This window comes from Adlercreutzia muris (assembly GCF_041223505.1).
Classification (GTDB): domain Bacteria; phylum Actinomycetota; class Coriobacteriia; order Coriobacteriales; family Eggerthellaceae; genus Adlercreutzia; species Adlercreutzia muris.
This window is the reverse complement of record NZ_JBCLQK010000001.1, coordinates 302,941-327,413: the sequence shown is the minus strand read 5'-3', so window position 1 is coordinate 327,413 and position 24,473 is coordinate 302,941. Positions and strand designations below refer to the sequence as shown.

24 protein-coding genes are annotated in these 24,473 nt (G+C 65.6%); 17 read left to right on the top strand and 7 right to left on the bottom strand.

The annotated features are described in order from the left end of the window. Window positions 1–30 precede the first annotated feature (30 nt). Window positions 31–2,229, bottom strand: coding sequence for a sensor histidine kinase (locus tag AAK988_RS01285; RefSeq protein ID WP_369873146.1), 2,199 nt, complete (start codon window positions 2,227–2,229; stop codon window positions 31–33). Continuing rightward, window positions 2,219–2,941 (bottom strand): response regulator transcription factor, encoded by a 723-nt coding sequence (locus tag AAK988_RS01280; RefSeq protein WP_369873147.1) that lies wholly within the window; start codon window positions 2,939–2,941, stop codon window positions 2,219–2,221. Before AAK988_RS01280 ends, AAK988_RS01285 begins: the two co-directional genes overlap by 11 nt. A gap of 188 nt (window positions 2,942–3,129) precedes the next feature. On the opposite strand from AAK988_RS01280, the gene AAK988_RS01275 reads away from it, so the two are divergent. The 6 genes from AAK988_RS01275 to AAK988_RS01250 all read left to right on the top strand — a co-directional run bounded on the left by AAK988_RS01275 (window position 3,130) and on the right by AAK988_RS01250 (window position 8,551). Continuing rightward, window positions 3,130–3,828: a C39 family peptidase gene (locus AAK988_RS01275; RefSeq protein WP_369873148.1), complete on the top strand. Its 699-nt coding sequence runs from the start codon at window positions 3,130–3,132 to the stop codon at window positions 3,826–3,828. A gap of 410 nt (window positions 3,829–4,238) precedes the next feature. Next, window positions 4,239–4,925 carry an ABC transporter ATP-binding protein gene (locus AAK988_RS01270; protein ID WP_369873149.1) on the top strand — a complete coding sequence of 229 codons (687 nt, stop codon included), beginning with the start codon at window positions 4,239–4,241 and terminating at the stop codon, window positions 4,923–4,925. Then, entirely contained in the window at window positions 4,919–5,752 is an 834-nt protein-coding gene (locus tag AAK988_RS01265) for a hypothetical protein (RefSeq protein WP_369873150.1), read from the top strand. The genes AAK988_RS01270 and AAK988_RS01265 overlap by 7 nt, the downstream gene beginning before the upstream one ends. 142 nt (window positions 5,753–5,894) lie before the next feature. Continuing rightward, window positions 5,895–6,578 (top strand): DUF5067 domain-containing protein, encoded by a 684-nt coding sequence (locus AAK988_RS01260; RefSeq protein WP_369873151.1) that lies wholly within the window; start codon window positions 5,895–5,897, stop codon window positions 6,576–6,578. 103 nt (window positions 6,579–6,681) lie between these two features. Continuing rightward, window positions 6,682–7,101, top strand: coding sequence for a helix-turn-helix domain-containing protein (locus AAK988_RS01255; RefSeq protein ID WP_369873152.1), 420 nt, complete (start codon window positions 6,682–6,684; stop codon window positions 7,099–7,101). A gap of 124 nt (window positions 7,102–7,225) precedes the next feature. Further along, the gene (locus tag AAK988_RS01250) at window positions 7,226–8,551 is read left to right on the top strand and encodes a serine/threonine protein kinase (protein WP_369873153.1); all 1,326 of its coding nucleotides are present in this window, start codon (window positions 7,226–7,228) and stop codon (window positions 8,549–8,551) included. A gap of 84 nt (window positions 8,552–8,635) precedes the next feature. Here AAK988_RS01250 and AAK988_RS01245 read toward each other — a convergent pair whose 3' ends face one another. From AAK988_RS01245 to AAK988_RS01230, 4 genes are all read right to left on the bottom strand, one after another. Then, complete coding sequence (locus AAK988_RS01245) at window positions 8,636–9,541, bottom strand: TrmH family RNA methyltransferase (protein WP_369873154.1); 906 nt, start codon at window positions 9,539–9,541, stop codon at window positions 8,636–8,638. Between the two features lies 1 nt (window position 9,542). Further along, the gene (locus AAK988_RS01240) at window positions 9,543–10,673 is read right to left on the bottom strand and encodes an acyltransferase family protein (RefSeq protein WP_369873155.1); all 1,131 of its coding nucleotides are present in this window, start codon (window positions 10,671–10,673) and stop codon (window positions 9,543–9,545) included. A gap of 261 nt (window positions 10,674–10,934) precedes the next feature. Continuing rightward, entirely contained in the window at window positions 10,935–11,558 is a 624-nt protein-coding gene (locus AAK988_RS01235) for a LuxR C-terminal-related transcriptional regulator (RefSeq protein WP_369873156.1), read from the bottom strand. A 214-nt stretch (window positions 11,559–11,772) separates the two neighbouring features. Continuing rightward, the gene (locus AAK988_RS01230; protein ID WP_135971049.1) at window positions 11,773–11,985 is read right to left on the bottom strand and encodes a hypothetical protein; all 213 of its coding nucleotides are present in this window, start codon (window positions 11,983–11,985) and stop codon (window positions 11,773–11,775) included. 4 nt (window positions 11,986–11,989) lie between these two features. Between AAK988_RS01230 and AAK988_RS01225 the strand changes: the two genes are divergently transcribed. From AAK988_RS01225 to AAK988_RS01195, 7 genes are all read left to right on the top strand, one after another. Further along, complete coding sequence (locus tag AAK988_RS01225) at window positions 11,990–12,934, top strand: undecaprenyl-diphosphate phosphatase (protein ID WP_084811620.1); 945 nt, start codon at window positions 11,990–11,992, stop codon at window positions 12,932–12,934. Between the two features lie 326 nt (window positions 12,935–13,260). After that, window positions 13,261–14,259, top strand: a complete 999-nt coding sequence (nrfD, locus tag AAK988_RS01220) for an NrfD/PsrC family molybdoenzyme membrane anchor subunit (protein WP_369873157.1) — start codon at window positions 13,261–13,263, stop codon at window positions 14,257–14,259. Between the two features lie 18 nt (window positions 14,260–14,277). Continuing rightward, on the top strand, window positions 14,278–14,739 hold the full coding sequence (locus AAK988_RS01215) for a GntR family transcriptional regulator (protein WP_151432138.1): 462 nt from the start codon (window positions 14,278–14,280) through the stop codon (window positions 14,737–14,739). Between the two features lie 2 nt (window positions 14,740–14,741). Further along, window positions 14,742–15,665 carry a slipin family protein gene (locus AAK988_RS01210; RefSeq protein WP_369873158.1) on the top strand — a complete coding sequence of 308 codons (924 nt, stop codon included), beginning with the start codon at window positions 14,742–14,744 and terminating at the stop codon, window positions 15,663–15,665. Between the two features lie 111 nt (window positions 15,666–15,776). Next, window positions 15,777–16,070, top strand: coding sequence for a helix-turn-helix domain-containing protein (locus AAK988_RS01205; protein WP_160324464.1), 294 nt, complete (start codon window positions 15,777–15,779; stop codon window positions 16,068–16,070). After that, window positions 16,067–17,356, top strand: coding sequence for a HipA domain-containing protein (locus AAK988_RS01200; protein ID WP_369873159.1), 1,290 nt, complete (start codon window positions 16,067–16,069; stop codon window positions 17,354–17,356). Before AAK988_RS01205 ends, AAK988_RS01200 begins: the two co-directional genes overlap by 4 nt. Before the next feature lie 64 nt (window positions 17,357–17,420). Beyond that, complete coding sequence (locus AAK988_RS01195; protein ID WP_369873160.1) at window positions 17,421–18,407, top strand: DUF1810 family protein; 987 nt, start codon at window positions 17,421–17,423, stop codon at window positions 18,405–18,407. A gap of 85 nt (window positions 18,408–18,492) precedes the next feature. Here AAK988_RS01195 and AAK988_RS01190 read toward each other — a convergent pair whose 3' ends face one another. After that, entirely contained in the window at window positions 18,493–18,798 is a 306-nt protein-coding gene (locus AAK988_RS01190) for a HigA family addiction module antitoxin (protein WP_369873161.1), read from the bottom strand. A gap of 557 nt (window positions 18,799–19,355) precedes the next feature. On the opposite strand from AAK988_RS01190, the gene AAK988_RS01185 reads away from it, so the two are divergent. The 4 genes from AAK988_RS01185 to AAK988_RS01170 all read left to right on the top strand — a co-directional run bounded on the left by AAK988_RS01185 (window position 19,356) and on the right by AAK988_RS01170 (window position 24,364). Next, on the top strand, window positions 19,356–21,767 hold the full coding sequence (locus AAK988_RS01185) for a molybdopterin-dependent oxidoreductase (RefSeq protein ID WP_369873162.1): 2,412 nt from the start codon (window positions 19,356–19,358) through the stop codon (window positions 21,765–21,767). Window position 21,768: 1 nt separating this feature from the next. After that, the gene (locus AAK988_RS01180) at window positions 21,769–22,386 is read left to right on the top strand and encodes a 4Fe-4S dicluster domain-containing protein (RefSeq protein WP_369873163.1); all 618 of its coding nucleotides are present in this window, start codon (window positions 21,769–21,771) and stop codon (window positions 22,384–22,386) included. Between the two features lie 12 nt (window positions 22,387–22,398). Beyond that, entirely contained in the window at window positions 22,399–23,598 is a 1,200-nt protein-coding gene (gene nrfD / locus AAK988_RS01175) for an NrfD/PsrC family molybdoenzyme membrane anchor subunit (protein WP_369873164.1), read from the top strand. A gap of 61 nt (window positions 23,599–23,659) precedes the next feature. Further along, a complete protein-coding gene (locus AAK988_RS01170) occupies window positions 23,660–24,364 on the top strand; it encodes a TorD/DmsD family molecular chaperone (RefSeq protein ID WP_369873165.1) in 705 nt (234 codons plus the stop codon). Window positions 24,365–24,473 lie beyond the last annotated feature (109 nt).

Genomic DNA, 24,473 nt, shown 5'->3' with positions numbered 1-24,473 from the left:
GCGGCGTTCCTGCGAAGCCGGTGGGTGGCTTCAGCGGGTGCGGCCGCGCCGTCGCGGTGTGGGGCTATTATCACGCAGGGCCCTCGTGGCGGGAATAGCCCCGTGGCGGCCGTTACAAGGTTTTAACCGAGGAGAACTTTGGGGCGCTGTGGCCGACCGCTCGCCCGGGTCGGCGAGGGGCCGCGTCTCGCCCGGATGGGCGGCGCGGCTGCGACGGGACGGCGGGCCGGTCTCGGGGCGCGGACGGCCCGGCGCCGTGGCGGCGCGGGGAGGCCGGAGGTCATCGTCGGCTCGCTGGCGGCGCAGGTGCCCCTCGCGGGCGGGCGTCGTCGGGGCCAGGGCCGCGGGCGCGTCGGCGCCGTCGTCCCCCTCGGTGGGGATGCGCAGAGTGAACACCGTGACGCCCCGCTCGCTGGCCGCCTCGATGGCGCCGTGGTGGGCCACGACGATCTCCCGAGCGATGGCCAGGCCGAGCCCCGCGCCGCCGGAACGGGTGGTGCGGGCCCCGTCTTCGCGATAGAACTTCTCGAAGATGGTCTCCAAGTGGGCGTCGGATATCTCGCGGCCCCGGTTGGCCACGGTGATGGTGGTGAAGCGCCCCTCGGGGCGGGCGGCCAGGGCGATGGTGGAGTTCGGGTCGGCATAGGCCACGGCGTTGCGCAGCACGTTGCCCAGAGCCCGGGCCAGCTTGTCGGGATCCACGAAGAAGCGGTCGGCGGCCCCTACGTCGATGGAGATGCGGATGCCCCGGGCCGAGGCCTCGGGGAAGAACGCCTCGGCCACCTGTTGGCAGAACAGGCGCACGCCGATGGTCTCGCGCTCAATGGGAATGGCCGACAGGTTGTAGCGGGTGATCTCGAAGAACTCGTTGATAAGGCTCTCCAGGCGCTCGGCCTTGGCGTAGGCGATACCAGCGTACTTGCGCAGGGTGTCCCGCGGCAGATCGGTGGTTTCCCGCAGCAGGTCCAGGTAGCCGAGCACCGAGGTGAGCGGCGTGCGGATGTCGTGGGCCAAGTAGGCCACCAGCTCGTTCTTGCGTTGCTCGGCGGCGTGGGCGGCCCGCTCGTCGGCAAGCGATTGAGAGCGGATGACCGCCAGCTCGTTGCGGGCGATGGACAGGTCAGGCGGCAGCTCGATGGGGGCATCCTTGTCGGCCAGCAGCTTGCCTACGGCCTCGGCCAAGTCGTCGAAGTAGCGCAGGGACTTGTTCAGGGTGCGCAGGATGATGAAGAGCCAGCCCGCAACGAAGACGAGCGCGGCCAGGGGCAGCTTGAAGGACTTGATAAAGGTGTAGGTAGCCACGTCGCGCACCGAGGTCGCCCCGTTCTCGTTGGTGACGGTCTGCCAGACAGGGTGCTCGTCGGAAAGCCCCACGGCCTGGGCCCGCTGGTCTGCAGGCAAGCTCGTCCAGGTATTGAAGGCCTCGTCTTGGGCTTGGCGGTAGGCGTTGCCGAGAACCTCGTCGAGGACTTGCTGATCGTAGCCCATGGCGGCCGCAGAGGTGAGTATCTGGACGACTTCCGTCTCGGAGGTGTTCTCGGGCACGAAAGGCGAGGGCAGGGTGAGGGAGAGTCGGAGCTCTTGGATGGACGCGGACGCGTGCAGGGCCGCGAGGGCCTGGGCCGCGCTCGCCTCGGCGGGAACGACGTTTTGGGCCTCGAGGATCTGCTCGTAAGACACCAGGGGCACAGGAGCGAGGTCGTCGGCGCTTGCGTTGCGGGCACCGTCGTCGGTAGCGGGGGTGTCGGCTGCGTCGATGCCCGTCACCTCTTCGTCTGCGTCCACCTCGGGGGTGCCGCTGGCGGCGCCCGACGTCTTGGTTTCGGCCCGGGCCTTCTCATCGGCTGCCTCTGCAACGGCGTTGCTCTCGAGGCCCGTGGCGTACTCGCTGATGGCATCCTGCATCTCGTTGACCTGCCCCTGGATCTCATCGACCGTGCCCGCCTCGCCGGAATACCCTTCGTTCACCAGATCCTCGACCCCCATGTCGAACAGGCCGTTGTCGAGCATGCCCTGGTCGACGAGGATGCGGCGGAACTCGGGGGAAGCGTCCAGGGTGCGCCAGCTGGAGGTGACGTCGGCCACGTAGTTGGCCACGGATGGCACCACGAAGGTCTCCAGGGAGAAGCAGACCAGGGCGAAGGCTCCGCTGAACAGAACGAGATTGCGGATGAGAACGCCGAGCACGCGCCGCTTGAGGACGCGGGCCTGCTCGCTCCTAAGCGCCATGGCCGTCGGTGCCAGGGCCGCCACGCAGCTTGTAGCCTACGCCCCAGGCGGTCTCGATGAAGGCCGTGGAGGCATCGATGGCGGCGAGCTTCTTGCGCAGCCGCCGGATGTGCACCATGACGGTGTTGGCCGCGGCGTCGTCGAAGCGCTCGTGCCAGGCCCCTTCGAACAGGTCGGCGGCCGACACGGGGGAGCCGGCCGACTGGGCCAGAATGGCCAGGATGGCGAATTCCTTCGGCGTGAGCTGGAGCTGCTCGCCGTGGAGCGTGGCCAAGTGCGTGCGCAGATCCACTTCCACGGCGCCCGCGGCAATGAGGGTGGAGTCGGCCGGGGCCGGGGCCGCGGCGCGGCGGCGCAGGCGGGCCTTCACCCGGGCCACCAGCTCGCGGGGGCGGAAGGGCTTGGTGACGTAGTCCTCGGCGCCCAGGGTGAAGCCCACCACCTGGTCGGCCTCCTCGTCCTTCGCCGAGAGGAAGATGACGGGGATGTCGCGCATCTGCCGGGCCCGCACGCACAGCTCGAAGCCGTCGATGCCGGGCATCATGATGTCCACGATGGCCAGGTCGAAGGGGGTGCGGGCGAGCATGTCGAGGGCCGCCTGCCCGCTGTAGCAGGCGAGCGCGTCCATGCCCTCGGCCACCAGCAGGTTCACCACCAGATCGGCGATGGCCTGCTCGTCGTCGACCACCAATATGTGAGCGCGTTTCTCCATGGGCCCATGGTACACGATTCCGCCGATCGCCGCAGGGCTGATCGGCCGTGCGGGCAGGGGGTTCAGGAAAAGTTAAGGTCCCTGAGCGAAACGTCAGCAAATGCTATGGGACGCGTAAGCGGGGCGCTCGGTAAGGTGGGGGGCAGGCGAACAAAGGAGAGTGAGTGCGGATGACGAGGGAGCGCGCGATGACTGAGGGAGCGACGTACGGGCTGCGGCTCGTGCCCGTGGTGGGCGCTGTGGGGCTGGCGGTGTTCCTGCTCATCGCCGCGTTCCAGCTGGCCGACATCTACCTGGGAGAGCATCCGGGGCCGGTGGCGGTGGGCGGTGCCGCGCCGGCGGCCGCTCCCGTCGCTGATGCCTCGGCTCAGAGCACGCCCCGCGACCAATGGCGGGCCGGGGAGGTTCCCTTCCTGTACCAGACCGACCCCGCCTGGAGCGGCGAGCCCTATGCCGGCTCGAACGTGGCCGAGGCCGGTTGCGGCCCCACGAGCCTGGCCATGGTGTACGTGGCGCTCACGGGGCGCGACGACTACGACCCGCCGGTCATGGCCGCCTTCAGCGAGGCCGGCGGCTACGTGGAAGACGGCCTCACGGCCTGGCGCCTCATGACCGACGGCGCGGCCGAGCTGGGGCTTGCGTCCCGCGAGGTGCCGGCCGACGCGTCCCGCCTGCTGGCCGAGCTTGAGGCCGGGCATCCCGTCATCTGCTCGGTGGGCCCGGGCGACTTCACTGAGACGGGGCACTTCCTCGTGCTGGCCGGCGCGACCGACGACGGCCAGCTCGTGGTGCACGACCCCAACAGCCCCGCCAACAGCGCCCGCACCTGGGGCGCCGACCGCGTGCTGGCCCAATGCCGCAACCTCTGGGCCTTCGAAGTGGGGTGAAACGCAACAAAAACGACGTTTGGGCGACAGGTGAGGGCAAAAAATATGTCGTCCAGGCTTCCAAAGGCTGTCTTTGAGTTCGTTTTGGGTGTCTGCGCTGGCATCCATGACTTTTCGTGTCGCCCAAACGTCGTTTTTGTCGCTCAACGTCTTCTGTGGAGTGCCCCTGCTCATTTGATGGGCGCAACGCTCAGGTTTCCCGGTGCGTTAGAATGGCCTCACGTATTCTCCCGGGAAAGGAGGCCGCTGTGGATCAGTTCTCACCGATGCCATTCGCGTCCCAATCGCCGCAGCCCGCACCACAACCCGTTGCGTCCCAGTCTGCGACTGCGCCTGCGCTCCAACCCGTGCCTGCACCTGCGCCCGTGCCCCAACCTGCGGCCGCGCCCGCGCCGCAACCCGCGCCGGCGTTGTGGTGCCAGAATCTCACGAAGGCCTACGGGCCGAATCTGGCCCTCGACCGGTTCAACATCTCGGTGCCCGCGGGCCGCATCGTGGGGCTTTTGGGCCCCAACGGTTCCGGCAAGACCACCCTGCTGAAGATGATCGCCGGCGTGGCCCATCCCAGCGAGGGCGTCATCCGGGTGTGCGGCCGGCCCGTGGGGCCCGAGTCGAAGGCGCTCGTGTCCTACCTGCCGGAGCGCCCCTACTTCCCCCGGTCCATGCGGGTGCGCGAGATGATTGCCTACTTCGCCGATTTCTATGCCGACTTCGACGTCGCCATGGCCCACGACATGCTGGCCCATCTGGGCGTGGACCCGGCGGCGGTGTGCTCGGCGCTTTCCAAAGGCACGGTGGAGAAGGTGCAGCTCGTGCTGGTCATGGCCCGGCACGCGGCCCTCTACCTGCTCGACGAGCCCATCGGCGGCGTGGATCCGGCGGCCCGCGACTACATCCTGTCCACCATCATCCGCGGCTACCGGCCCGGCGCCACCATCGTGCTCTCCACCCACCTGGTGCGCGATGTGGAGACGGTACTCGACGACTTCATCCTGCTGCGCTACGGAACCATGCTGCTGCACGCCCCGGTGGCCTACGTGGCCCAGGAGAAGGGCACCACGCTGGACGCCTATTTCCGAGAGGAGTTCCGATGCTAGGGAAGCTGTTCTCCTACGAGCTGCGGGCGCTGTGGAAGCCGGCGCTCATCATGCTGGCCGTCATGGTAGTGGCGGGACTGGCCGGTACGGCGTGCCTCGGCGGGGCCCTGGCCGCAAGCGACGCGGCCGGTTACGGCTCGGGCTACGTCACCCACGCCGCCCTGTCCGCCAACGCCACGGTGGTGCTGTTCATGGGGGCGCTGTTCTGCGGCTTTCTCGTGTGGGCGGCCGTGGCGGCCCTGTACGTGTTCGTGGCCATGCGCTTCTACCGCACCATGTTCACCGACGAGGGCTACCTCACCCTCACGCTGCCCGTGCGCACCGGCACGCTCGTGCTGGCGAAGTTCTGGGCCGCCTACCTGCTTTTGGCGGTGTTCGCGCTCGGGGCCACGATGCTGTACGCGCTCATGGTGGCCACGATCAGCGGGGGCGATGCGGACGCGGTGTCCGGCGTGCTCTCGATCACGGGCGGCTGGTTCGCCTTCGTGGCCGACGGCGATGTTGCCAGCGTCGCCCTCGGCGTGGTGAACACCTTGGTGACCTGCGCCTACGCCCTGGGCCTCGCCTTCGGGTCGCTCACGCTGGGCGCCTGGTGGGCCCGGCGCCACAAGGTGGCCGCCGCCGTGGGCATCTACCTGGGCGTGGGCTGGCTGCTGTCGCTCGTGTTCTCCATCGCCGGGGTGCTGGCCATGACCGGCGACGTGGCCTCGTGGGACTTCGCCCTGGCCGCCGTGTCCGTGGCCCAGCTGCTGCTGAACGCAGCCGTGGCCGCGGGGGCGCTCGCCCTCTCGGCGCTGCTCGTGCGCACCAAGGTGGATTTGAACTAGGGCGCCGCTCGGCGCGGCCGTCCGGCGCTGTGGCGGAAGATTTTCCCCGACCTTAGCTGGCAGCTAATGAAACCGGGGACGATAACCGATAGCCTTACCCCTTATCTATGAGGAGAAACTTTCTTGAGAGAAGGGAATCGCTATGGAGAAGAAACCGACCTCGGGCTTGGCGGTGACCGGCCTCGTGCTGGGAATTATCGCGCTGTTCAGCTCGTTCGTGCCGCTGCTGAACGTGCTGTCGTTCCCCTTTGTGCTGCTGGCCATCATCTTCGGTGCCATCGGCCTGTGGCAGACGGCGAAGGGGAAGAAGGCCGGCCGCGGCCTCGCCATCGCCGGCCTAGTGCTCGGCGTGCTGGCGCTGCTGGTGACCGTGGCCATGTACGGCGGCGCGGCCGCTTCTGTAGATGAGGGCGCGTCGGGCGAGCCGGCGGCCGAGCAGTCAGCGGAAGGCGGCGCCGAGCCTGCACAGCAGACCGAGGCCCAGGCCGACTTCGGCGCCACCATCGACGGCTGCCGCGTGACCGAGGACTACGAGGGCAAGCCGGTGGCGGTGATCACCTACACCTTCACGAACAACTCCGACAAGGACACGAGTTTCGCCGTGGCCCTGCACCCCCAGGTGTTCCAGGACGGCGTTGAGCTGAACACGGCCATCGGCACCGATTGGGATTCCGAGAAGTACTTGAAGGACGTGAAGCCGGGCTCGTCGTCCACGGTGGAAATCGGGTACCAGCTGGAAGGCGAGAGCGACATCACCGTGGAAGTGACCGAGCTTATCAGCTTCGACGACACCGTGCTGGCCGAGCAGACGTTCTCGGTGGCCTAGGGCCGCACGTCTGCGGCGCCGTGCCGCGCCCCGGTGGCGTGACGGCCGGGGCGCGGCTACAATACCGGTGGAACCCATGGGACGGAAAAGGAGAAAGAAGCGCGTGGAGGAACCGCTGACCGAGGACATGCTGGCCGAGCTGGTGGACGCGCCCGATCCGCGGGCCTTCATCGGCCGGGCGGACGTGGGGGAGCGCGATTTGGCCCCGTACCTGAACCAGCTGCTGGAGGAGCGGGGCCTGCGCCGGGCTGCCGTGGTGCGGGCCGCGGGGCTGAACGAGACCTTCGGCTACCAGATATTCACCGGCGCCCGGCGGGCTTCCCGGGACAACCTGCTGAAGATCGCCTTTGCCCTGGGCCTCACGCTGCGCGAGACCAACCGGCTTCTGCAGGCCGGGGGCGCGAACGGGCTGTACTGCAAGAACCGGCGCGATGCCATCGTCATTTTCGCGATCACCCATGGCTACACCCTGCAAAAGACCGAAGAGGAGCTGTACCGCTTCGGCGAGGAGACCATCGGCTAGGCGCCCGCGTTTCCGACGCCGCCGTCGGCCGTTGCCGCCCCGTTGGAATCGGGGCGCGTCAGACGCGATGTGGGCCCAGGTGGAGCGTTCCTTTGGTACCATGGCCCCTATGGAAAACGATCCCTTGGCGACATATCTGGATGCCCTGGCCCGCGACGACTGCTACCGGGTGGAGCGGGTGCTGAAGGCCTCGGCTCACGAGACGACCGAGGTGGTGTACTTCGTGGGGGCCAACGAGGCGGAACTCGGCCCCTTCGTGCGCAAGCGTATCAGCGGCCAGGTGCCCCTCGGCGGCGCCTACGCCATGTTGTGGGAAGCCCAGCGGGCCGGACGGCGCTTCCGCCACGTGCCCCGCATCTACGACGTGCACGAGCGCGACGACGACCTCGTGGTGGTGATGGAATACGTGGCCGGCCGCACCCTGCGGGAAGTGGTGTACGAGCGCGACGCTTCGGTGGATTTGGCCCGGGCGCTGTTTCCGGCCCTGTGCGACGGGGTGAGTGAGCTGCACGAGGGGTTCGCCGTGCCGCTCATCCACCGCGATTTGAAGCCGAGCAACATCGTGGTGAACGACGGGGGCCTCACCATTATCGACTTCGGCATCGCCCGGCCGTTCCGTGCCGGGGCCGAGACCGACACGGCCCATTTCGGCACCCGCTCCTACGCGCCGCCCGAGCAGTTCGGCTATGGGCAGACCGACGAGCGCAGCGACGGGTACGCCTTAGGGATGCTGCTGTACTACCTGGTCACCGAGCGCGACCCGTCGCCGGCGGTGGCCACGGGCGGTTTCGCGGGCCCGGAGGTGCCCGCCTGCCTGCGCCCGGTGCTCCAGCGGGCCTGCGCCTTCGATCCGGCCGACCGCTTCCCGAGCGTCCGCGCCTTGAAGGCGGCGTTCCTGCAGGCTGTGGGAGCTGGCGGAGGGGAAGGGGCGCCCCCGGCGACCCCGTGCGCAACCGCTGCGACGATGGCGGGCGGGGTGTCTCCGATGACGGGCGCGGTGCCGCCGACGGCGACGGCTTCCGGGGTTCCGGCGGCCCCTGTGGTTCCCGCGGTGTCCGCAGGTGGTTCCCCGGTGCCCGCGGGCGCTCCTGTGGCGCCGTTCGGCTCGGGGAAGCTGTGGGCGGCCCGCAGCATTACCGCCGTGGCGCTGTGGATGCTGTTTTTGGCGGCCGGCGCGACGCTTCCCTTCGATCCCGGCGAGGCCGTCGCCCACTGGCCGCTCTTCCTGCGCATGGCCTACTACTGGACCTTCACGCCGATGTTCACGACGGGGCTCGCCGGCCTTGTGATGGGCGACGGCCTGTTCGCGAGGCTGTTCGCTCGGTTCGGCCTGAACTCGAAGAAGCGCCAGCGCCTGTTCGGCTGGGTGCTGATCGGCGCAAGCGTATTGATGGTGTGGCTCGTGACGAGCGTGGCCGGGGCCCTCGGCTTCGAAGCCCGCTCCGCGTAGGAGGGTGGCGGCCCGTTGGATGCAGGCGGCTTTCGGTCCGGGGCCCGGGATGGGGGCCGGGGCGGTTCTTTTCGGCCCGTTACGTTACTCTTCCCAGCGGGTTTCCCAGAAGGCGACGGCGCTGGCGGCGGCCACGTTCAGGGAATCCACGCCGTGGGCCATGGGGATGCGCGCGGTGTAGTCGGCCCGGGCGATGGTGGCCGCGGCCAGGCCGTCGCCCTCGGTGCCCAGGATGAGGGCCAGCTTTTCGGCGGTTTTCAGGCGCGGGTCGGTGATGGGGATGGCGTTGTCGGCCAGGGCCAGGGCCGCCGTGGCGAAGCCGGCCGCCTCCAGCAGGGCGCACCCCTCCTCGGCCCAGGCGATGTCGCTGCCGATGCGGGCCCAAGGCACCTGGAACACGGTGCCCATGGCCACGCGGGAGGCGCGGCGGAACAGCGGGTCGTGGCAGGCGGGGGTGAGCAGCACGGCATCGATGCCCAGGGCCGCGGCGCTGCGGAAGATGGCACCGATATTCGTGTAGTTCGTGATGTCCTCGAGCACCGCTACCCGGTGGGCGCTGGCCAGCAGGGCGTTCGGGTCGGGCTCGGCGGGGCGGTGGAAGCAGCAGAGCGGCCCACGGGTCTCGCGGTAGCCGGTGATGGAGCGCATCTCGTCGGTGGACACGACGGCCACGGGCACCTGCGGGTGCGCCTCGACGATGCGGCCGATGAGCCCGGCGGCTCCGTTTAGCCAGCGTTCGTCGGTGAGCAGGGCGAAGGGGGTGCAGCCGCCGTCGAGGGCCCGGGCGATGACGTTCACGGATTCCGCGACGAAGAGCCCGGCGGCCAGGCGGTCTGGCTCGCCGGCGGGATCGCAGGCTCGGGCGAGGCCCACGAGCTGCTTGGGGTCGCGCAGCTCGCCGTCGGTCATGGCGGCGAAGGGGGCGAGGTGGGCGTCATCCGGGCCGATGGCCGCCGCACCTGGAACGCGCCGGTCGTGTAAAGCGGTCACCTCAGCTCACGCCCTTCCGCTCGATGAGGGTCGGGGCCGGCGGCAGGTAGCGGGCCGGATAGATGAGGAACCCGAGCTTCCCGACGTGCTCCAGCAGGGCCATGACCAGCACCGGCAACCCGAAGCAGGCCACGAGCCCCGCGGCGAAGCAGAGCCAGGGCGCGCCCGATGCTGTGATCCCCAGGGCCGTGAGGCCGACGATGGTCAGCTTGAGGCCGAGGGGCGCCAAGGGCCACAGGGCCATGGTGTAGCGGGAGGCGAAGCCGTAGAGGGCATCTTGGGCGCCGGAGCGGAACGCCGCCGAGAACAGCGAGGCGAACCAGACCACGCCGATGGCGTCCAGCAAGCCGTAGGAGGCCTCGCCGAGCCAGCCCGCGCCGAAGGTGATAACGCTCGTGGCCACCCAGAGGGCCCCGAGGGCCCAGGCTTTCTCGGGGGTGCGCAGAAGCGGCAGCACGCGGAACAGGGATACGCCCATGCCACCGGCGAACCAGATCCAGTTCTCGGCCACGGCCTGCACGATCCAGGGCAGCCGCTCGGCGGTGGGGGCGGTGGCGGGCAGGGAAAGCAGCACGACGATGGCGATCTTGCAGCCCAGGGCCGCCATCAGCAACCGCGAGGCGTTGCGACGGCTGGCCGCGGTGGGCGTGATGGCGAACAGGATGAGGCAGACGGGGAAGTACCCGAGCGGCTCCACGGGGTTCAGGAGCAGCATGTCGAGGACCATGAGCGGCCCGGGGGGTCGCCCGCCGCCCGTGACGGCGTTGACGGCCAAGGTGAGCACGGCGAAGGTGAGGAAGGGCACGAGCAGCACGATGGCCTCGCGCTTCATGTTCGCCGCCCAGGCCCGCTTCGTGCGCACGGAGCGATAGCGCTGATAGAGGTAGCCGCTCGCGAAGTAGAACACGGGGAATTGCAGTGGGAACAGGCAGTCCTGGGCCCAAAGCACGATGCCGGCCGCGGGCAGGGGGCCGACGGCCGTGGCGAAGGCAAGCAGGCTGCCGAAGGCGATGAGCAGGGCCGAGGTGGCCTCCATGTTGTGCACCCAGGTGTCGCTCGGGTGGTCGAGGCCGCGGCCGTGCATCTCGTGGGCGGCCGCGGGACGCGGGGAGGTGTGGGCGGTGGCGGTCATGGGCGCGAAAGGGTCACGGCGGTACTTCCTGGAAGATCGCGGTCGGGCGTTGGACGGCGCCATGATACCGCGCCCGCGCTGTCGCGCAGTTCCGCACCGCTCGCCATCAGCGCGAAGCAGCACGCGCGGGCGGTGCGCGGCGGTCGGGGGCGGTTGGGGGCGTCGCCTGGGCGGCATCGCGACTGCGCGGCGGCAAGGACCTTGCGGGGCTGCGATTGCGCGATGACTCTGGTTGTCCGCAGGGGGGGAACGGGGCGGCGGTCATGGGCGCAGGCGGGGAATGATCTCGTAGGGGCCGGTGGAGGGGGCGGCCGATTCGCCCTCGGCGGTCAGGAGGAGGTGCTCGAAGGCGCGGCGGCGCTCGACGGATGCCTTGCGGAAGATGTTCGAGGCATGGAACTGCACGGTGCGCGGCGAGAGTCCCAGCTGGTCGGCGATGTTCTGATAGCAGCGGTGCTCCAGAATGAGCTGGGCGACCGTCACCTCCCGGGGCGTGAGGCCGAAGGCGTCCAGCTTGCGCCGCAGACGCTCCGCTTCGGCCTCGCGCCGACTCTCGGCGAGGCGGAGGGCGCGCCCGCGACGGGCGAGGAGCGCCCCGACGCCCACAAGCCCGAGGGCCATGGCCGCGGCCCCGATGACGACGGCGGATTGCCGCAGCCCCTGCGGGGCCGGGGCCCCGAGGGCGAGGCAGCCGGCTGCTCCAGCGAGCAGGCATCCCAGGGCGATGCAGCCGAGGGCCGCTGCGATGATGCGGTCGCTGCGGACCGCGCTTGATCTGCGAGCGCGGCGTTGGCCGTCATCTCCGCCGACACAGCAGGGGTCTTGCGGGGGAACGAGGAGGGAGTGGGCGGCAGTGGGTCGGCCCCACGGGACGGGTGTCTCCATGGTTGCTCCTTAAGAACGGGAAGGGCCAGTGCTCTTCAGTGAATAGGGCCCCAGGTGAGGATAGGCGTTGCCGCTTGGGAGGGCCGTGGGGCTTGCAGTGCGAACGGACGTCCGACACTGACAGAGAGGCGGTTCTGAGGACCTCGCGTGGGTTTCCGATCGTAGCATAGGGTGCTGATTGGCGTGTCATTCTATGCGGAATATGATAGATTGATTACCAATATGGACGAATTTCGTTAAAAACCAGCTTGGTTTCGCCCATTGTCGAGCCGGCCCAAACGTGGACTTTCTTGGGAAGTGGAAGCGGCTCGCTGTGCCCATGGTAGGATTTTGCGTCGTTCCGCGCTGGCTCGCCAGACTCGCGGGCATGAATATCGCCGCGCAGTCCCGCGGTATTTCCGATAGAGTAAGGGGCGAGTTCTGCCATGGATATGTTCATCGAGATTCTGAAAGCGTTCTTCATCGGCGTGGTGGAGGGCATTACCGAGTGGCTGCCTATCTCCTCTACCGGCCACATGATCCTCGTGGATGAGTTCGTGAAGCTGAACGTGTCGCCTGAGTTCCTCGAGCTGTTCTTGGTAGTCATCCAGCTCGGCGCCATCATGGCCGTGCTCATTTTGTACTTCCACAAGCTGAACCCCTTCTCGCCTCGCAAGACGGCGCCCGAGAAGCGCGGCACGTGGCGGCTGTGGGGCATGGTGGCCATCGGGTGCATTCCGGCGGCGGCCATCGGCCTGACCCTGGACGATTTTTTCAACGAGTACTTCTACAACGCCTGGACGGTGGCGGTGGCGCTTATCGTGTACGGCGTGGTGTTCATCCTGCTGGAGCGGCGCAACCGCAAGCGCGAGGCGGCGTGGCTGGCGTCCCGTGGCCCGCGCGCTTCTCGGGGCGCCCATGCGCGGCCGCTGCCCGTGGGTCCGGGCGATGACGGCGACGATGCCGAGGCCGCCCTGTTCCGCGTGCGCACCGTGGACGAGATCGACTGGAAGACGGCGCTTAAAATCGGCTGTTTCCAGATGCTCGCCATCATCCCGGGCACGAGCCGCTCGGGCTCCACCATCATCGGCGGCATGCTCTGCGGCTGCTCGCGCACGGCGGCGGCCGAGTTCACGTTCTTCTTGGCCATTCCCGTCATGTTCGGCTGGGGCGTGCTGAAGCTCATCAAGTACATCCTGGCCGTGGGCTTGGCCATGACCGCCACCGAGATAGCCGTGCTCGTCGTGGGCATTGTGACGGCATTCGTGGTGTCGGTCATCTCCATCAAGTTCCTCATGGGTTACATCAAGAAGAACGACTTCACCGCCTTCGGCGTCTACCGCATCATCGTGGGTATTGTGGTGCTGGCCTACTTCGGCGTGAAGGTGCTGCTGTAGCCGGCGCCGCCGCGCCTCCTCCGTGCAAGGGATGGGGCTTTTTTCGCCAAAATATGGGAGTTATTAGGGTACCTGGTGCCCTCAAGGGGCCGAAGCATTGCTTCGACCCCTTGCTTTTGCGCGGAAGTTCCTGGCAAAGATGGTCAGAGCGGGGTGGTCGCTGGCGAACGGGGTCCTTTGCACCCTAATAACTCCCATATTTTGGCGGAAACCGCGAACTATCTTGCATGAGGGTCGCAGGAGAATTGTCTTATGATAATCTTCTTCCCGTGAGATAGCGGTGCCGCATCGAGTTCGGTGCGACGTTGCCAGGAGGGGGGGAGACGGTGTTCGGCGAACTGATCGTGGCCTATCTCTTCCTCGGCGGCACCGGGGCCGGCGCGTGTGCGGTGGCGGCGGTGCTCGGGCTGCTGGCCGATGGTGCCGATGTCCGTCAGGGCTTAGCGGCGCGTTTCCGCGACGGCGGCAACGGCCGATCGGGGGGCTATCGGCGGCTCTTCGTGTCCCTATGGGCGACCGCTTTGATCGTCCTTGTCCTGGGCGTCGTGTGCTTGTCCGCTGATGTGGGACGCATCGACCGGGTGCTTGTGCTGGCAGTGTCCGCGCCGACGAATTACCTGGTTGTGGGGTTTTGGGCCCTGGCGGCTTGCGCGGCCTTGGGAATCGCGACGCTGCTGGTGTGGCAAGGCGCGATGCCTGGGTCGTACCGGCTGCTCATGGCGCTGAACGGGGCATCGCTGGTCGCCGCCTGCGTGGCCGCGGTCTATACGGGCCTGCTGTTGGCGGGTCTTGCGTCCGTGCCGCTGTGGTTCGGGCCGTGGCTGCCGGCGGTATTTCTGCTGTCGGCCCTGTCCTGCGGCACGGCGCTGACAGCGGCCGTGATGGTGCTTACGGGTGCCGATGCCCCGTTCGGGCGTGTGCTGCAGGCTCTGGGCGCGGTGGATATGGGGCTGATCGGGCTGGAGGCGATCGCTCTTGCCGGCTGGCTCGGCTGCACGTGGCTGGGGGCCGGGGGCACGCTCGCCCAGGCCGCGCCAGCCACCCCGACCGATGCCGCCGCCCTCGCATCGGTGGCGGCTCTCGTGGAGGGCTCCTGGGCGCCGATGTTCTGGGGCGTTCTCGGCGCGGTGGGGCTGGCGGTTCCGTTCGGGCTTGAGGGCGCGCTGCTTGCGCAGGGGCGCCGACGCGGCTCGCCGCGGCGATCTGGGTCGGCGGTCGTGCTGGTTTCTGCCGCCTGCGTGCTGGTGGGCGGTGCCACCCTGCGCTGGCTGGTGGTGATGGCGGCGGTGCAGCCGATGGTATCATCGGTGGCATACGTCTTGTAATGGGAAGGAAGGCTGGAGATGTTTCCCTTTGAAATCGATGAAGCGAGCGATGTGCCCCTGTGGGTGCAGCTGCGCAATCGCATCGCCTATCTCATCAACGACGGCTACTTCAAGCCGGGCGACAAGCTGCCCACGGTGCGCGGCTTGGCCTCGGAGATCTCCATCAACTACAACACGGTGAACAAGGCTTATCTGAGCCTGGTGTCTGACGGGTATCTGGAATCGACCCGCGGCCGCGGTGTGTTCGTGACCGACATGGCGGCGCAAGAGGGCGGCGAGGGCCGCGCCGAAGTGGAGGCGGTACTCGACGAGTGTATCGCCTCGTGCCGTGAGATGGGCATGGACTACGACGACATCGAGCATGCCATGAGTCGCAAGATCAAGCGCCTGAAGCACGAGGAAGCCCGGGAGCGGGGCGAGGTGGCGGCTCGCATCATCGATTTCGAGAAGTCCGCCGCACGTACGGCGAAGGAGGCGTGAGCATGGCCCGCGAGAAGAAAGAGCGCCGGTTCCGCGTAGCGCCCGACACGACCACCGAAGTAGCGGGAGAGCGGGCGTCGAGCACCGGGGTGCTCGTGTTCTCGGCGGTGCTGTGCGCCGGTGCCTTCGCCGCCGCGCTCGCCGCGGCCTGGCTGATAGTTGGCGCGGTGACCCTGCCGGGTATCGTCGGGGCGGCGATCGTGGGGCTTATCGCCCTGTCATCGTGCCATGTCGTCCAGCAGTGGGAGCGGGTGGTAGTGCTGCGCCTGGGCCGTTTCGACCGCGTGTCGGGCCCGGGGCTGTTCTGGACGTGGCCCGTCGTGGAGGCGAACACCCTGCGGGTGGACACGCGCACGCGGGTGACCACCTTCTACGCCGAGGAGACCCTCACGGCCGATCTGGTGCCCCTGGATGTGGACGCCGTGCTGTTCTGGCACGTGTGGGACGCGAAGGCGGCCTGCCTGGAAGTGGGCGATTTCACCCGGGCTGTGGAGATGGCGGCCCAAACGGCCCTGCGCGACGCCATCGGCCGTGCCGGCGCCGCCGAGGTGGCCATCCGCCGCGAGCAGCTGGACCGCGAGCTCAAGCGCGTGCTGGAGGAGAAGACGGCGCCCTGGGGCGTGACCGTGCTGTCGGTGGAGGTGCGCGACATTTTGCTGCCTCGCGAGCTGCAAGAGGCCATGAGCCTGGAGGCCCAGGCCGAGCAGCGCAAGAAGGCCCGCATCATCCTCATGGAGGCGGAGCAGGACGTCTTCGAGACCCTGGCCGAGATGGAGGACTTGGTGGGCGGCCCCGAGGCCGTGGCGCGTCTGCGCACCATGCACCTGCTGAACGAGTCGCTGCGCGAGGGCAAGGGCACCGTTGTCATTCCCAGCGCCTTCGCCGAGGGCTTCAACGAGGGTGTGGACGACCTGATCAAGGGGTAAGTGTCAAGAATATTTGACAATAGTCTCGCTTCTTCATTCATCAAGAATATTTGACATTTCTCAAATATTAGCTAATATCAAGAAAGTTTGATATTAGACGGGAGATGTACGATGAAATGGACCAATGTGTACGGCCTCGATCAGCTGGGGTCGTTTCTCCGGCGGGTACGCAAAGAAAAGGGGTACACCCAAGATGAGTTTGCGGAGATCATCGGCGCCTCCCATGCCACGCTTTCGGCCCTCGAGAACGGGAAAAGCGTCAATTCCCAGACACTCATGCGCGCTGTGAGCGATTTGGGGCTGAAGCTCGTGGTTCTTCCTAAGGGCGCGCAGGCGGAAGTGCGTGAGGGCGCCGCTCCTGCAGCGGCGTTTTCGCGTTCGCACGAAGAGGGGAGTCGGGCATGAATTCTGAACCCCTTGAAGTGCGCCTCGCTGGCGAGAAAGTCGGCGAATTGGTCCGCACGAAAAACGGTGCCCGCTTCGCGTTTTCGGAAGAGGCGGTCTTGGAGCACCCCTCTTCGCCCCTGCTCTCAACGGCACTCTGCGTGCAAGAGGAGCCTTTCGACGCTTTGCGGACGTTCTCCTGGTTCTCGGGGCTGCTGCCCGAGGATGCGAGGCTCAATGAGTTGCAGCGATTCTACGGTGTCGCCGAGGGCGACTATTTCGGATTGCTCGCCCAGATTGGCTGGGAGTGTGCCGGTGCCGTTGAGGTGATGCCCTCGGAAGATTGGTCATTGGTGCGTGCCAGTCAAGAGCTGTCGAGCGAAAAGAGGCTGGCTCCCGAGGAGCTGGCAGCCCGTTTGATGGCGCTCCCGTCGCATCCCTATGACGATGCAAGTTCTCTGCGTGTGTCGCTTGGCGGCTTTCAAGAGAAGTTGTGCGTGATTGCGAGATCGGAGGACTGGGCTGTGGCCGAACCAGGCCATCGGATCCTGAGTTCGGTGGCGCTCCCTCTGGATGGGGCTCCTTCGACCCATATCTTGAAGCCGCAACCCCGGGGTCGACTTGCGGGATTGGTTGAAGCGGAAGCATGGGGAATGGAAGTCGCGCGGCATGTGACGGAAACAGCCGGTTCGGCCATACTTGATGTGCCCGATGCGCCGTCCACGCTGATTGTGGAGCGTTTCGACCGAGTTGAAACCAAAAGGGGACTCGTGCGGCTGCACCAAGAAGATTGCGCGCAGGCTCTCGGTGTGGAACCGGGACGCAAGTATGCTGCCACGGCGTCGCCGACCAAAAGCGATCCGACCTACCGGGGCATTGCCGAATTGCTATCCCGTTATGCGGTTGACTCGCTGGAAGAGCGAAAGCGGCTCCTGCGGCATCTCTTCGTGAACGCCGTTTTGGGGAACACCGATACCCACGCCAAGAATTACGCACTGCTCCACGAGGGCGATACCGTTCGCCTTGCGCCGCTCTACGATGTTGTGCCGGCTCTTGAGATCACACCGCATATGCTGTTCATGGGCCTGCGCATCGATGGCCGCATTCGCATCGATCGGATCGGGCGAGAGAATGTCGAGGCCGAAGCCTGCTCGTGGGGTCTGCCTGCTCGCGTCGTAGGCGAGGCGCTCGAGAAGGCGGTGGAAGATGTCCGGCTCGGCATCACGATTGCCAGTGAGCTTTATCCCGAGGCTGGCGCCCGTCACGCCGTCCCCGCCTTGGATCGGTTGGAGGCGATAGGGTTCTAGATTTCGTGAGCGGCTTGAACGCTTTTGGGGAAAGCGGCAGTCAGCACGGAAGAAAGGTTAAGTTGTGGCAGAAAATGAGAATCAGGGGGCTGTACGGTTTTTGGAGGCCCAGGCGGACGGCGTCTACGAGCAGGCGCTGGCAGAATTGCGCGACGGCTGCAAGCAGGGGCATTGGATCTGGTTTGTGTTCCCGCAAGTGCGCGGCCTGGGGTTCAGCTGGGCGGCCGACTACTTCGGGATCGGCAGCTGGGAAGAGGCTGAGGCCTATATGGCCGATGAGGTGCTGTCGGCGCGCTTGCGGGAGGCGGCCCAGGCGCTTCTCGACCTGCCGGGCGATGATCCCGCGGCCGTGCTCGGCTCTATCGATGCTCTGAAAGTGCGCTCGTCCATGACTCTTTTCGAATTGGTCAGCGGTGCTCCGGAGTTCCCCGCTGTGCTGGAGCGCTACTACCACGGCCAACGCGACGACCTCACCCTGGAAATCGTGCGGGAGTTTCCCGTCCATAGCGTATTGTTTCTCGATTTCGATGGTGTCATGCAGCCAGATTATGAGAAAAGCCATACGCTGTCACCGGAAGAATTCACCTCTCTGAGACATCGTGTGGCCGAGCAATACGGTGATAACGGTTACTTAAGATTGGGGAACGACGACATCGCTGCTGCGCTGTACGATTGGACGGACGAGGCCGTGGAGGGTGTGCAGCGCATCGTCGGCGAGGGCAATGCTCGCATCGTGGTGTCAAGCAGTTGGCGGTTTTACGATGATGACGATAGACTGCAGCACCTCCTCAATTTGCGAGGCTTGGGAAGCTACTTCGATGGTGCCCTTTCTCGTGACTACGCAGTGGAGCGAGAAGACGCCATAAAAGAGTATGTCGAAGGGCACCCTCGATCTGTCGGCCAGTATGTAGCTGTTGACGATGCAAGGCTTCAAGGCCTCGACGATCATTTCGTGCGTATCGGAGGCGGCTCGTTGAAGAGGGTGCATGCCGAAAAGGCATTGCTTATTTTGCAAGACGAACCAGAGGCAAAGCCCATAGGGCGCCCTTAGATTCTATCCCGACTGCTAGATTCGCTAGACTTTGGAGTGAAAACTAGACTTACTAGATAACTAGATTTCTAGATTTGCTAGATTTTTACAAGCAGGCCGCTTGGTTGAAGGGACGGATTCGCTTGAGTTCGGGCTCGAGCTTGCGCCGGGCGATTTCCAGATCGTAGGCTTCCTGGGCACGAAGCCAGTAACCGTCGGTGAGGCCGAAGAAGCGGCAGAGGCGCAAATCGGTATCGGCGGTGATGGCCCGACGTCCGAGGACGATCTGGCCGATGCGCTGCGCCGGCACGCCGATCTCTTTAGCAAGTCGGTACTGCGACAGACCCAGGGGTTTGAGGAATTCCTCGGAGAGCAGCTCTCCAGGCGTTATGGGATCGAGAAGGTCGAGCATGATGGCCTCCTAGTGGTAGTCGGTTATCTGAGCACACGCTGTCCGCGAGCGAGTAGCTCTGTGCTCTTGTCCGCAAACGTTCTGATCATAATAACTCCTCGCGTTAATAGCGTTAAGCGTGGTTAAATGATTTGGGCTTGATATTATAATACGAATAAATGTTTGGTATTCAAGTCTTGACTTTCGCTTGAGTGCGATGGGGCCATCGGGCTGCCACATCGCACGGTAATGCGGTTTTGCATATATCCTCAAGAAAGATAGTCTGCTGCAAAAATTGTCCTATGATAATCCTTGCATTGTCATAGGACAATTTGCTATGATGCGCCCGGAAGAATTTGGCCAATTCTTACGGATTACCAGTTAGAGAGGGGCAGAAGCGCTCGCACGAGGAGATGCGGGCCGCGAGCACCGAACGGATTATCGCGCGGACACGAAACGGAGTGCCCGCAAGGACGGATGCCAGCTCGGGCGCGTCGCCGACAAGGGCGACGGCCGGCGAAAGGAGCCCGCCTGCGATACCGAGCGGCGCAGCCCTCAGGGAATTCAAAGGAGGAGAGATGTCGGGAGCACGAAACTCCACGCTCACCCGCAGGAGCTTCCTCAAGACGACGGGCGCGGCGGCCGCGGGCCTGGCTTGCGCGGGCGCCGCCGGCGCCGCCTTGAGCGGCGAGGTACTCAGCCCCGCGACGGCCAACGCGGCCGGCGAGGAGAAGACCGTCTACACGCTGCACCAGTTCATGTGCCAGGGCAACTGCTCGATCAAGTGCACGGTGCGGGACGGACATCTGGCCATGATAGAGCCGAGCGACGCGGTGGCACCGAAGTACCAGCGCTGCTGCATGAAGGGCCTGTCCGAAATCGAGCACGTGTACAGCCCGTTGCGCCTGCAGGCGCCCCTGAAACGCGTTGGCGAGCGCGGCGAGGGCAACTTCGAGAAGATCAGCTGGGACGAGGCTATGGAAATCGTTGGCTCGGAGCTGAAAAAGGCGTGGGACGCTTACGGTAAGGGGTCGGTGTATATCTCTGCCTCCAACGAGCCCCGCTTCGGTATGTTGGCTTCTATTCTGGGCGCTGGCACGGGCGTGGAGCCGGGTATCGATCGCGGTATCGGCAATGGCGTCGACCCAGCTATCGGAGGCGGCGGCTTCGCTTCTTGCACCAATGAGACGCGCGATTGGGTGAACGCGAAGACTATCATCCTGGGCGGTATCAACTTCCTAGAGACTTCGCTCATGCGCTCCGACGACTTCTTCGATGCGAAGCGCGCCGGTGCGGAGATCATCGTGGTGGATCCGCATTTTTCCACCACGGCCTCGAAAGCCAATCAGTGGATCCCGTTGAAGCCCGGTACCGACGGTGCCCTGTATCTGGCTATGATCTCGCACATCATCGACAACCGGTGGTACGACGAGGAGTATATGCTTGCCCATACGTCCATGCCGTTTTTGGTGGATGTGGCCAGCGGCCAGCTGTTGCGTGGCGGCAAGACGCCCGAGACCGACCCTGCAGCTGGTGAGGCTGCGGAACCGACCGATTACCTTGTCTGGGACACCGTGACGAACCGGCCCGTTCCCTACGACGACCCCGCGGCCGTGCCGGCGCTGGAGGGTACCTACGAGGTGAACGGCGCGCAGGCCGCCCCGGTGTTCGAGCAGTTGAAGGCCAGCCAAAGGGAGTACACGACCGCCTGGGCCGCTGAGAAATGCGACATTGACCAAGAGGTCATCGAGCAGCTGGCGGAGAAGTACGCTACGGGCGGCCCTGCCTATCTATGCTTCGGCTACGGCGGCTCCGACAAGTTCTCCAATCCCGATATCCAGGGCCATGCCATGGTGATCCTCACGGCGCTTACGGGCCAGATCGGCAAGCCCGGTGCGGCTTTGGGGCATCCCGGCGGCGGTCAGGGCTACGGCGCAGCGCTCGCTGCGTGGCCGCTGCCCGAGGGTATGGTGCCTGCCGAGATTCCCGTGCGAGCCGACCGCTTCGCCGACACCGACGCCGGCGTGCACGTCATCATCTCGCTTGGAAACACGTTGCAGCAGTACTACGCGAACATGAACAAGACGCGCACCTGGCTCGACAGCCTCGACTTCATTCTGCATGTGGGTATGTACGACGAGGATTCCGTGGCCTTCGCCGACGTGGTGCTGCCGGTGTGCTCCAAGTTTGAGGACACTGTGGAGCACAGCATCGTGCGCGGCGGCTACAACCATATCCAGCTATCCCAGAAGTGCATCGACCCTCTGTTCGAGGCTCTGCCCGACTATGACGTGATGTACCGCATCGCGCAGTCCGTGGGCTTGGAATCGGTGCTTCCTGCCGATGCCGAGGAGCTGGCCCGCTTCTCCATCGACAATGCCGATGATCCGCTGGTGGCCGGTATCACGTTCGATGCGCTGGTGAAGAACAACAACACCATGCCCCTTGCCGGTATCGAGGAGCCCCGCATCGGTTTTGCCGACCTTCAGTTCCCCACGCCCACTGGCCGTATGGAGATTTACTACGAGCCCCAGCGTCATTCGGGCCAAGCCCTGCCCCAGTGGGAGGAGAACAACGAGGTCTTCGACGGTAACCCCCTTCTGGAGAAGTACCCGCTGCAACTTGCTCAGACCCGCACGCGTTTCTTCGTGCACTCGCATTTTCGTGGCGCGGCATGGCTCGCGCAGTTCTACACCGGTTGCATCGAGTTGAACCCGCAGGCCATGGAAGAGCGCGGTCTGATAGACGGCGATATCGTGGAAGTCTTCAACGATCGCGGCACCTTCAGCTGTCCGGTATACGGCAACAATGCCATCCGTCCTACATCGGCGCGTATCTACGAGGCGGCCTGGTCGAAAGATTGCACGTCCGGCAATCCGCAGAATGTGACGAACGATCACGTGAACGAGCGCGACGCCGATCTTATTACCGGTGCCCCTATCCCCTTCAACGACACACTGGTGGAAGTGCGAAAGGTTCAGGGTGAGTAACATGACGAAACTGGGAATCGCCATTGACTTGGAGCGTTGCGTCGGCTGCCATACCTGCGCCAATGCCTGCAAGATGCAGAACAATGTGCCCACCGGCATGCTGTGGAACCGTGTGCTCACCGAAGGCTGCGACGTGATTGACGGGGCCGTGGGCGCCTATCCGAACCTGACGCGAACGTACCTGCCGTTGGCGTGCCAGCACTGCGAGAACGCCGCCTGCCTGCGCGCCTGCCCCACCGGCGCCACCTACAAAGACGAGATGGGTCGCGTGGAAATCGACTACGACAAGTGCATCGGCTGCCGCATGTGCATGGCTGCCTGTCCCTACAACGCGCGGTCCTTCAACTGGGAGGAACCGGTGCGCGATGTGGACTTCAGCTACGGCGACGGAGCGGTACCGGTGCGTTCTAAGGGCGTGGCCGAAAAGTGCACCCTGTGCAAGGAGCGCACCGACCGCGGCGAGGAGCCCCGCTGCGTGCAGTGCTGCCCGCTGGATGCCCGCATCTTCGGCGACCTGGACGACCCGAACTCCGAGGTGTCGAAGGTCATCGTTGAGCGCAAGGCCCGCGTGCTCTTGGAGGAGCAGGGTACCCGCCCGCAAGTTTTCTATTACGAATAGGGGAGTGGCATTATGGAACTTCTGACCAAGAACAAACCGCTCACCGCCGTGCTCGCGGTGCTGGCGGTGGCCGGCGTGGGCGCCTACCTCTTCCAGCTTATGGGCGGCCTGGCCGTGACCGGCATGTCCAACGGTGTGTCGTGGGGCCTCTACATCACCATGTTCATGTTCTTCGTGGGCCTGTCGGCCGGCGGCCTTATCGTGGCGTCCTCGGCGAGCGTCTTCCACATCAAGCGCTTCAAGGCGGTGGCCATGCCGGCTATCATCTTATCGACGGTGTGCATCTGCCTGGCCGGCGCGTTCATTCTCATCGACCTGGGTGGCATCCAGCGCATTTGGCGCCTGTTCACGGGGCCGAATCCCACCTCGCCGCTCATCTGGGACGTGTGCGTTATCACGCTGTACCTGGTGATCAACGTGTTGTACCTGGTGAACATGCATCGCGGCAACGACCGGGTGGTGTCCATCATCTCGCGCTTCGCTTTGCCCTGCGCTATTCTGGTGCACTCGGTAACAGCTTGGATCTTCGGCCTGCAGATGGCCAAGGAGGGCTGGTACTCGGCCATCATGGCTCCCATCTTCGTGGCCTCGGCCATGGACTCGGGTCTGGCGTTGCTGCTGTGCGTGCTGGCGGCGCTCAAGAAGGCGCGCCTGTTCGACACCTCTCGCGAGCTTGTGGCCTCGCTGGCAGGTCTGCTGGCCACCTGCATTGCGGTGGATGCGTTCTTCATCTTCTGCGAGGTGCTCACCATGGCCTATCCCGGAGCTGCCGGTTCCGAGACGCTGGCGCTCATGACCAGCGGTCCGACCGCCCCGTTCTTCTGGTTCGAGATTGTCGGCGGCCTCGTCGTTCCGTTTCTCGTGCTGGTGTTTGCTAAAAACCGCGAGCGCATGGGGCTTGTGGTGGGGGCGAGCGTGCTCGTGATCGCCGGGGTGCTCTGCAAGCGCCTGTGGCTTCTGCTCACGTCGTTCCTCGTGCCGAACGTAGAGGGCGCGCCAGGCATCCTTTCCGACGGCGGCTGGGCCTTGGTCGGCGCCTATACGCCCACCGTGCCCGAGGTGCTCATCGTCGTGGGCATGCCGTGTCTGGGAGCACTTGCCTTCATGGCGCTGGGCTCGAAGCTGCTGGTGCCGGTCTCGGAGTCGGAGCGTGTCGAGGGACGCGCCTCCGCGACGGCTGCCGACCTTGATTTCGATCCGCTGGCAGCATAACGGCGACACGTGCGGCGGGGCTTCCAGAAGTGGTTGCCCCGCATTTTCGAAAGGGGGAACGGTGAGCTATCTTAATGCGGCCAGCTGGCATGCGCTGGCAGATGCCTACGCCTTTTTGGGTAACTCGCTGCTGCGGCCCATGTCGCAAACGGCCGACGTGGGGCTCGATCCGGAGTTCTGGGGCGCGTTTCCCGACTTCGGCGACGAGCGTGTGGCCGAGGCTGCCGACGCTCTGGGCCTGTGGGCCGGGTCTCTCGGTGCGGGTCGTGAGAAGAACGTGACCGATGTATCGGTGGAGTACACGGCGCTGTTCGTCGGACCGCCTTCGCCGACGGCGCCTCCCTGGGAGACGATGAATCGTCGCGAGGGCGCCTCGGTGGGCTTCGGTGAGGCAACCTTCCAGATGCGCGAGGTGCTGCGGTCTCTCGGCCTCGAGGCGGCTGGTCCCTCCAACCAGTACGAGGATCATCTGGGCATCGAGCTTCTGTGCCTGTCGGAGATGTGTCGCCGCCGTGCTTGGGCATGCGATATGTCAGCCGTTGCGAGCGAGGTGGCAGCACGAGAGGCGCACGTCGCTCCCGACAACGGGGCCCTGGTACGCGAGCTTTCCGATGAGGAAGTGGCGGCCTTTATCGACGACCACCCACTCGGCTGGATTGAGTCGCTGGAGGCAAAGGTGCAAGCAGCCTATCCTGATGGCTATTTTGCTCACGTGCTCACCCTCGCCCGTGCCCTACTCGCCTACCATCGCTCTCAACTTGGTTAGGGCCCCAGTGCCGTAGCGTCTCTTCCGTTGAAGCCCCTTGCCACTGAGCCGGCAAGGGGCTTTCCGTGCTATACTCTCCTTGCAACTTGGTACCAAGCGCTTGGTAAGG

What these genes read in the sequence shown, in the direction of transcription:
- AAK988_RS01285 (WP_369873146.1), bottom strand. Translation starts at nt 2,229, where the DNA reads ATGGCGCTTAGGAGCGAGCAGGCCCGCGTCCTCAAGCGGCGCGTGCTC.
- nrfD (WP_369873164.1), top strand. Translation starts at nt 22,399, where the DNA reads ATGGAACTTCTGACCAAGAACAAACCGCTCACCGCCGTGCTCGCGGTG.
- AAK988_RS01230 (WP_135971049.1), bottom strand. Translation starts at nt 11,985, where the DNA reads ATGGCAGAACTCGCCCCTTACTCTATCGGAAATACCGCGGGACTGCGC.
- AAK988_RS01185 (WP_369873162.1), top strand. Translation starts at nt 19,356, where the DNA reads ATGTCGGGAGCACGAAACTCCACGCTCACCCGCAGGAGCTTCCTCAAG.
- AAK988_RS01280 (WP_369873147.1), bottom strand. Translation starts at nt 2,941, where the DNA reads ATGGAGAAACGCGCTCACATATTGGTGGTCGACGACGAGCAGGCCATC.
- AAK988_RS01240 (WP_369873155.1), bottom strand. Translation starts at nt 10,673, where the DNA reads ATGACCGCCACCGCCCACACCTCCCCGCGTCCCGCGGCCGCCCACGAG.
- AAK988_RS01210 (WP_369873158.1), top strand. Translation starts at nt 14,742, where the DNA reads ATGGCCCGCGAGAAGAAAGAGCGCCGGTTCCGCGTAGCGCCCGACACG.
- AAK988_RS01215 (WP_151432138.1), top strand. Translation starts at nt 14,278, where the DNA reads ATGTTTCCCTTTGAAATCGATGAAGCGAGCGATGTGCCCCTGTGGGTG.
- AAK988_RS01200 (WP_369873159.1), top strand. Translation starts at nt 16,067, where the DNA reads ATGAATTCTGAACCCCTTGAAGTGCGCCTCGCTGGCGAGAAAGTCGGC.
- AAK988_RS01265 (WP_369873150.1), top strand. Translation starts at nt 4,919, where the DNA reads ATGCTAGGGAAGCTGTTCTCCTACGAGCTGCGGGCGCTGTGGAAGCCG.
- AAK988_RS01260 (WP_369873151.1), top strand. Translation starts at nt 5,895, where the DNA reads ATGGAGAAGAAACCGACCTCGGGCTTGGCGGTGACCGGCCTCGTGCTG.
- AAK988_RS01190 (WP_369873161.1), bottom strand. Translation starts at nt 18,798, where the DNA reads ATGCTCGACCTTCTCGATCCCATAACGCCTGGAGAGCTGCTCTCCGAG.
- AAK988_RS01180 (WP_369873163.1), top strand. Translation starts at nt 21,769, where the DNA reads ATGACGAAACTGGGAATCGCCATTGACTTGGAGCGTTGCGTCGGCTGC.
- AAK988_RS01225 (WP_084811620.1), top strand. Translation starts at nt 11,990, where the DNA reads ATGTTCATCGAGATTCTGAAAGCGTTCTTCATCGGCGTGGTGGAGGGC.
- AAK988_RS01235 (WP_369873156.1), bottom strand. Translation starts at nt 11,558, where the DNA reads ATGGAGACACCCGTCCCGTGGGGCCGACCCACTGCCGCCCACTCCCTC.
- AAK988_RS01275 (WP_369873148.1), top strand. Translation starts at nt 3,130, where the DNA reads ATGACTGAGGGAGCGACGTACGGGCTGCGGCTCGTGCCCGTGGTGGGC.
- AAK988_RS01205 (WP_160324464.1), top strand. Translation starts at nt 15,777, where the DNA reads ATGAAATGGACCAATGTGTACGGCCTCGATCAGCTGGGGTCGTTTCTC.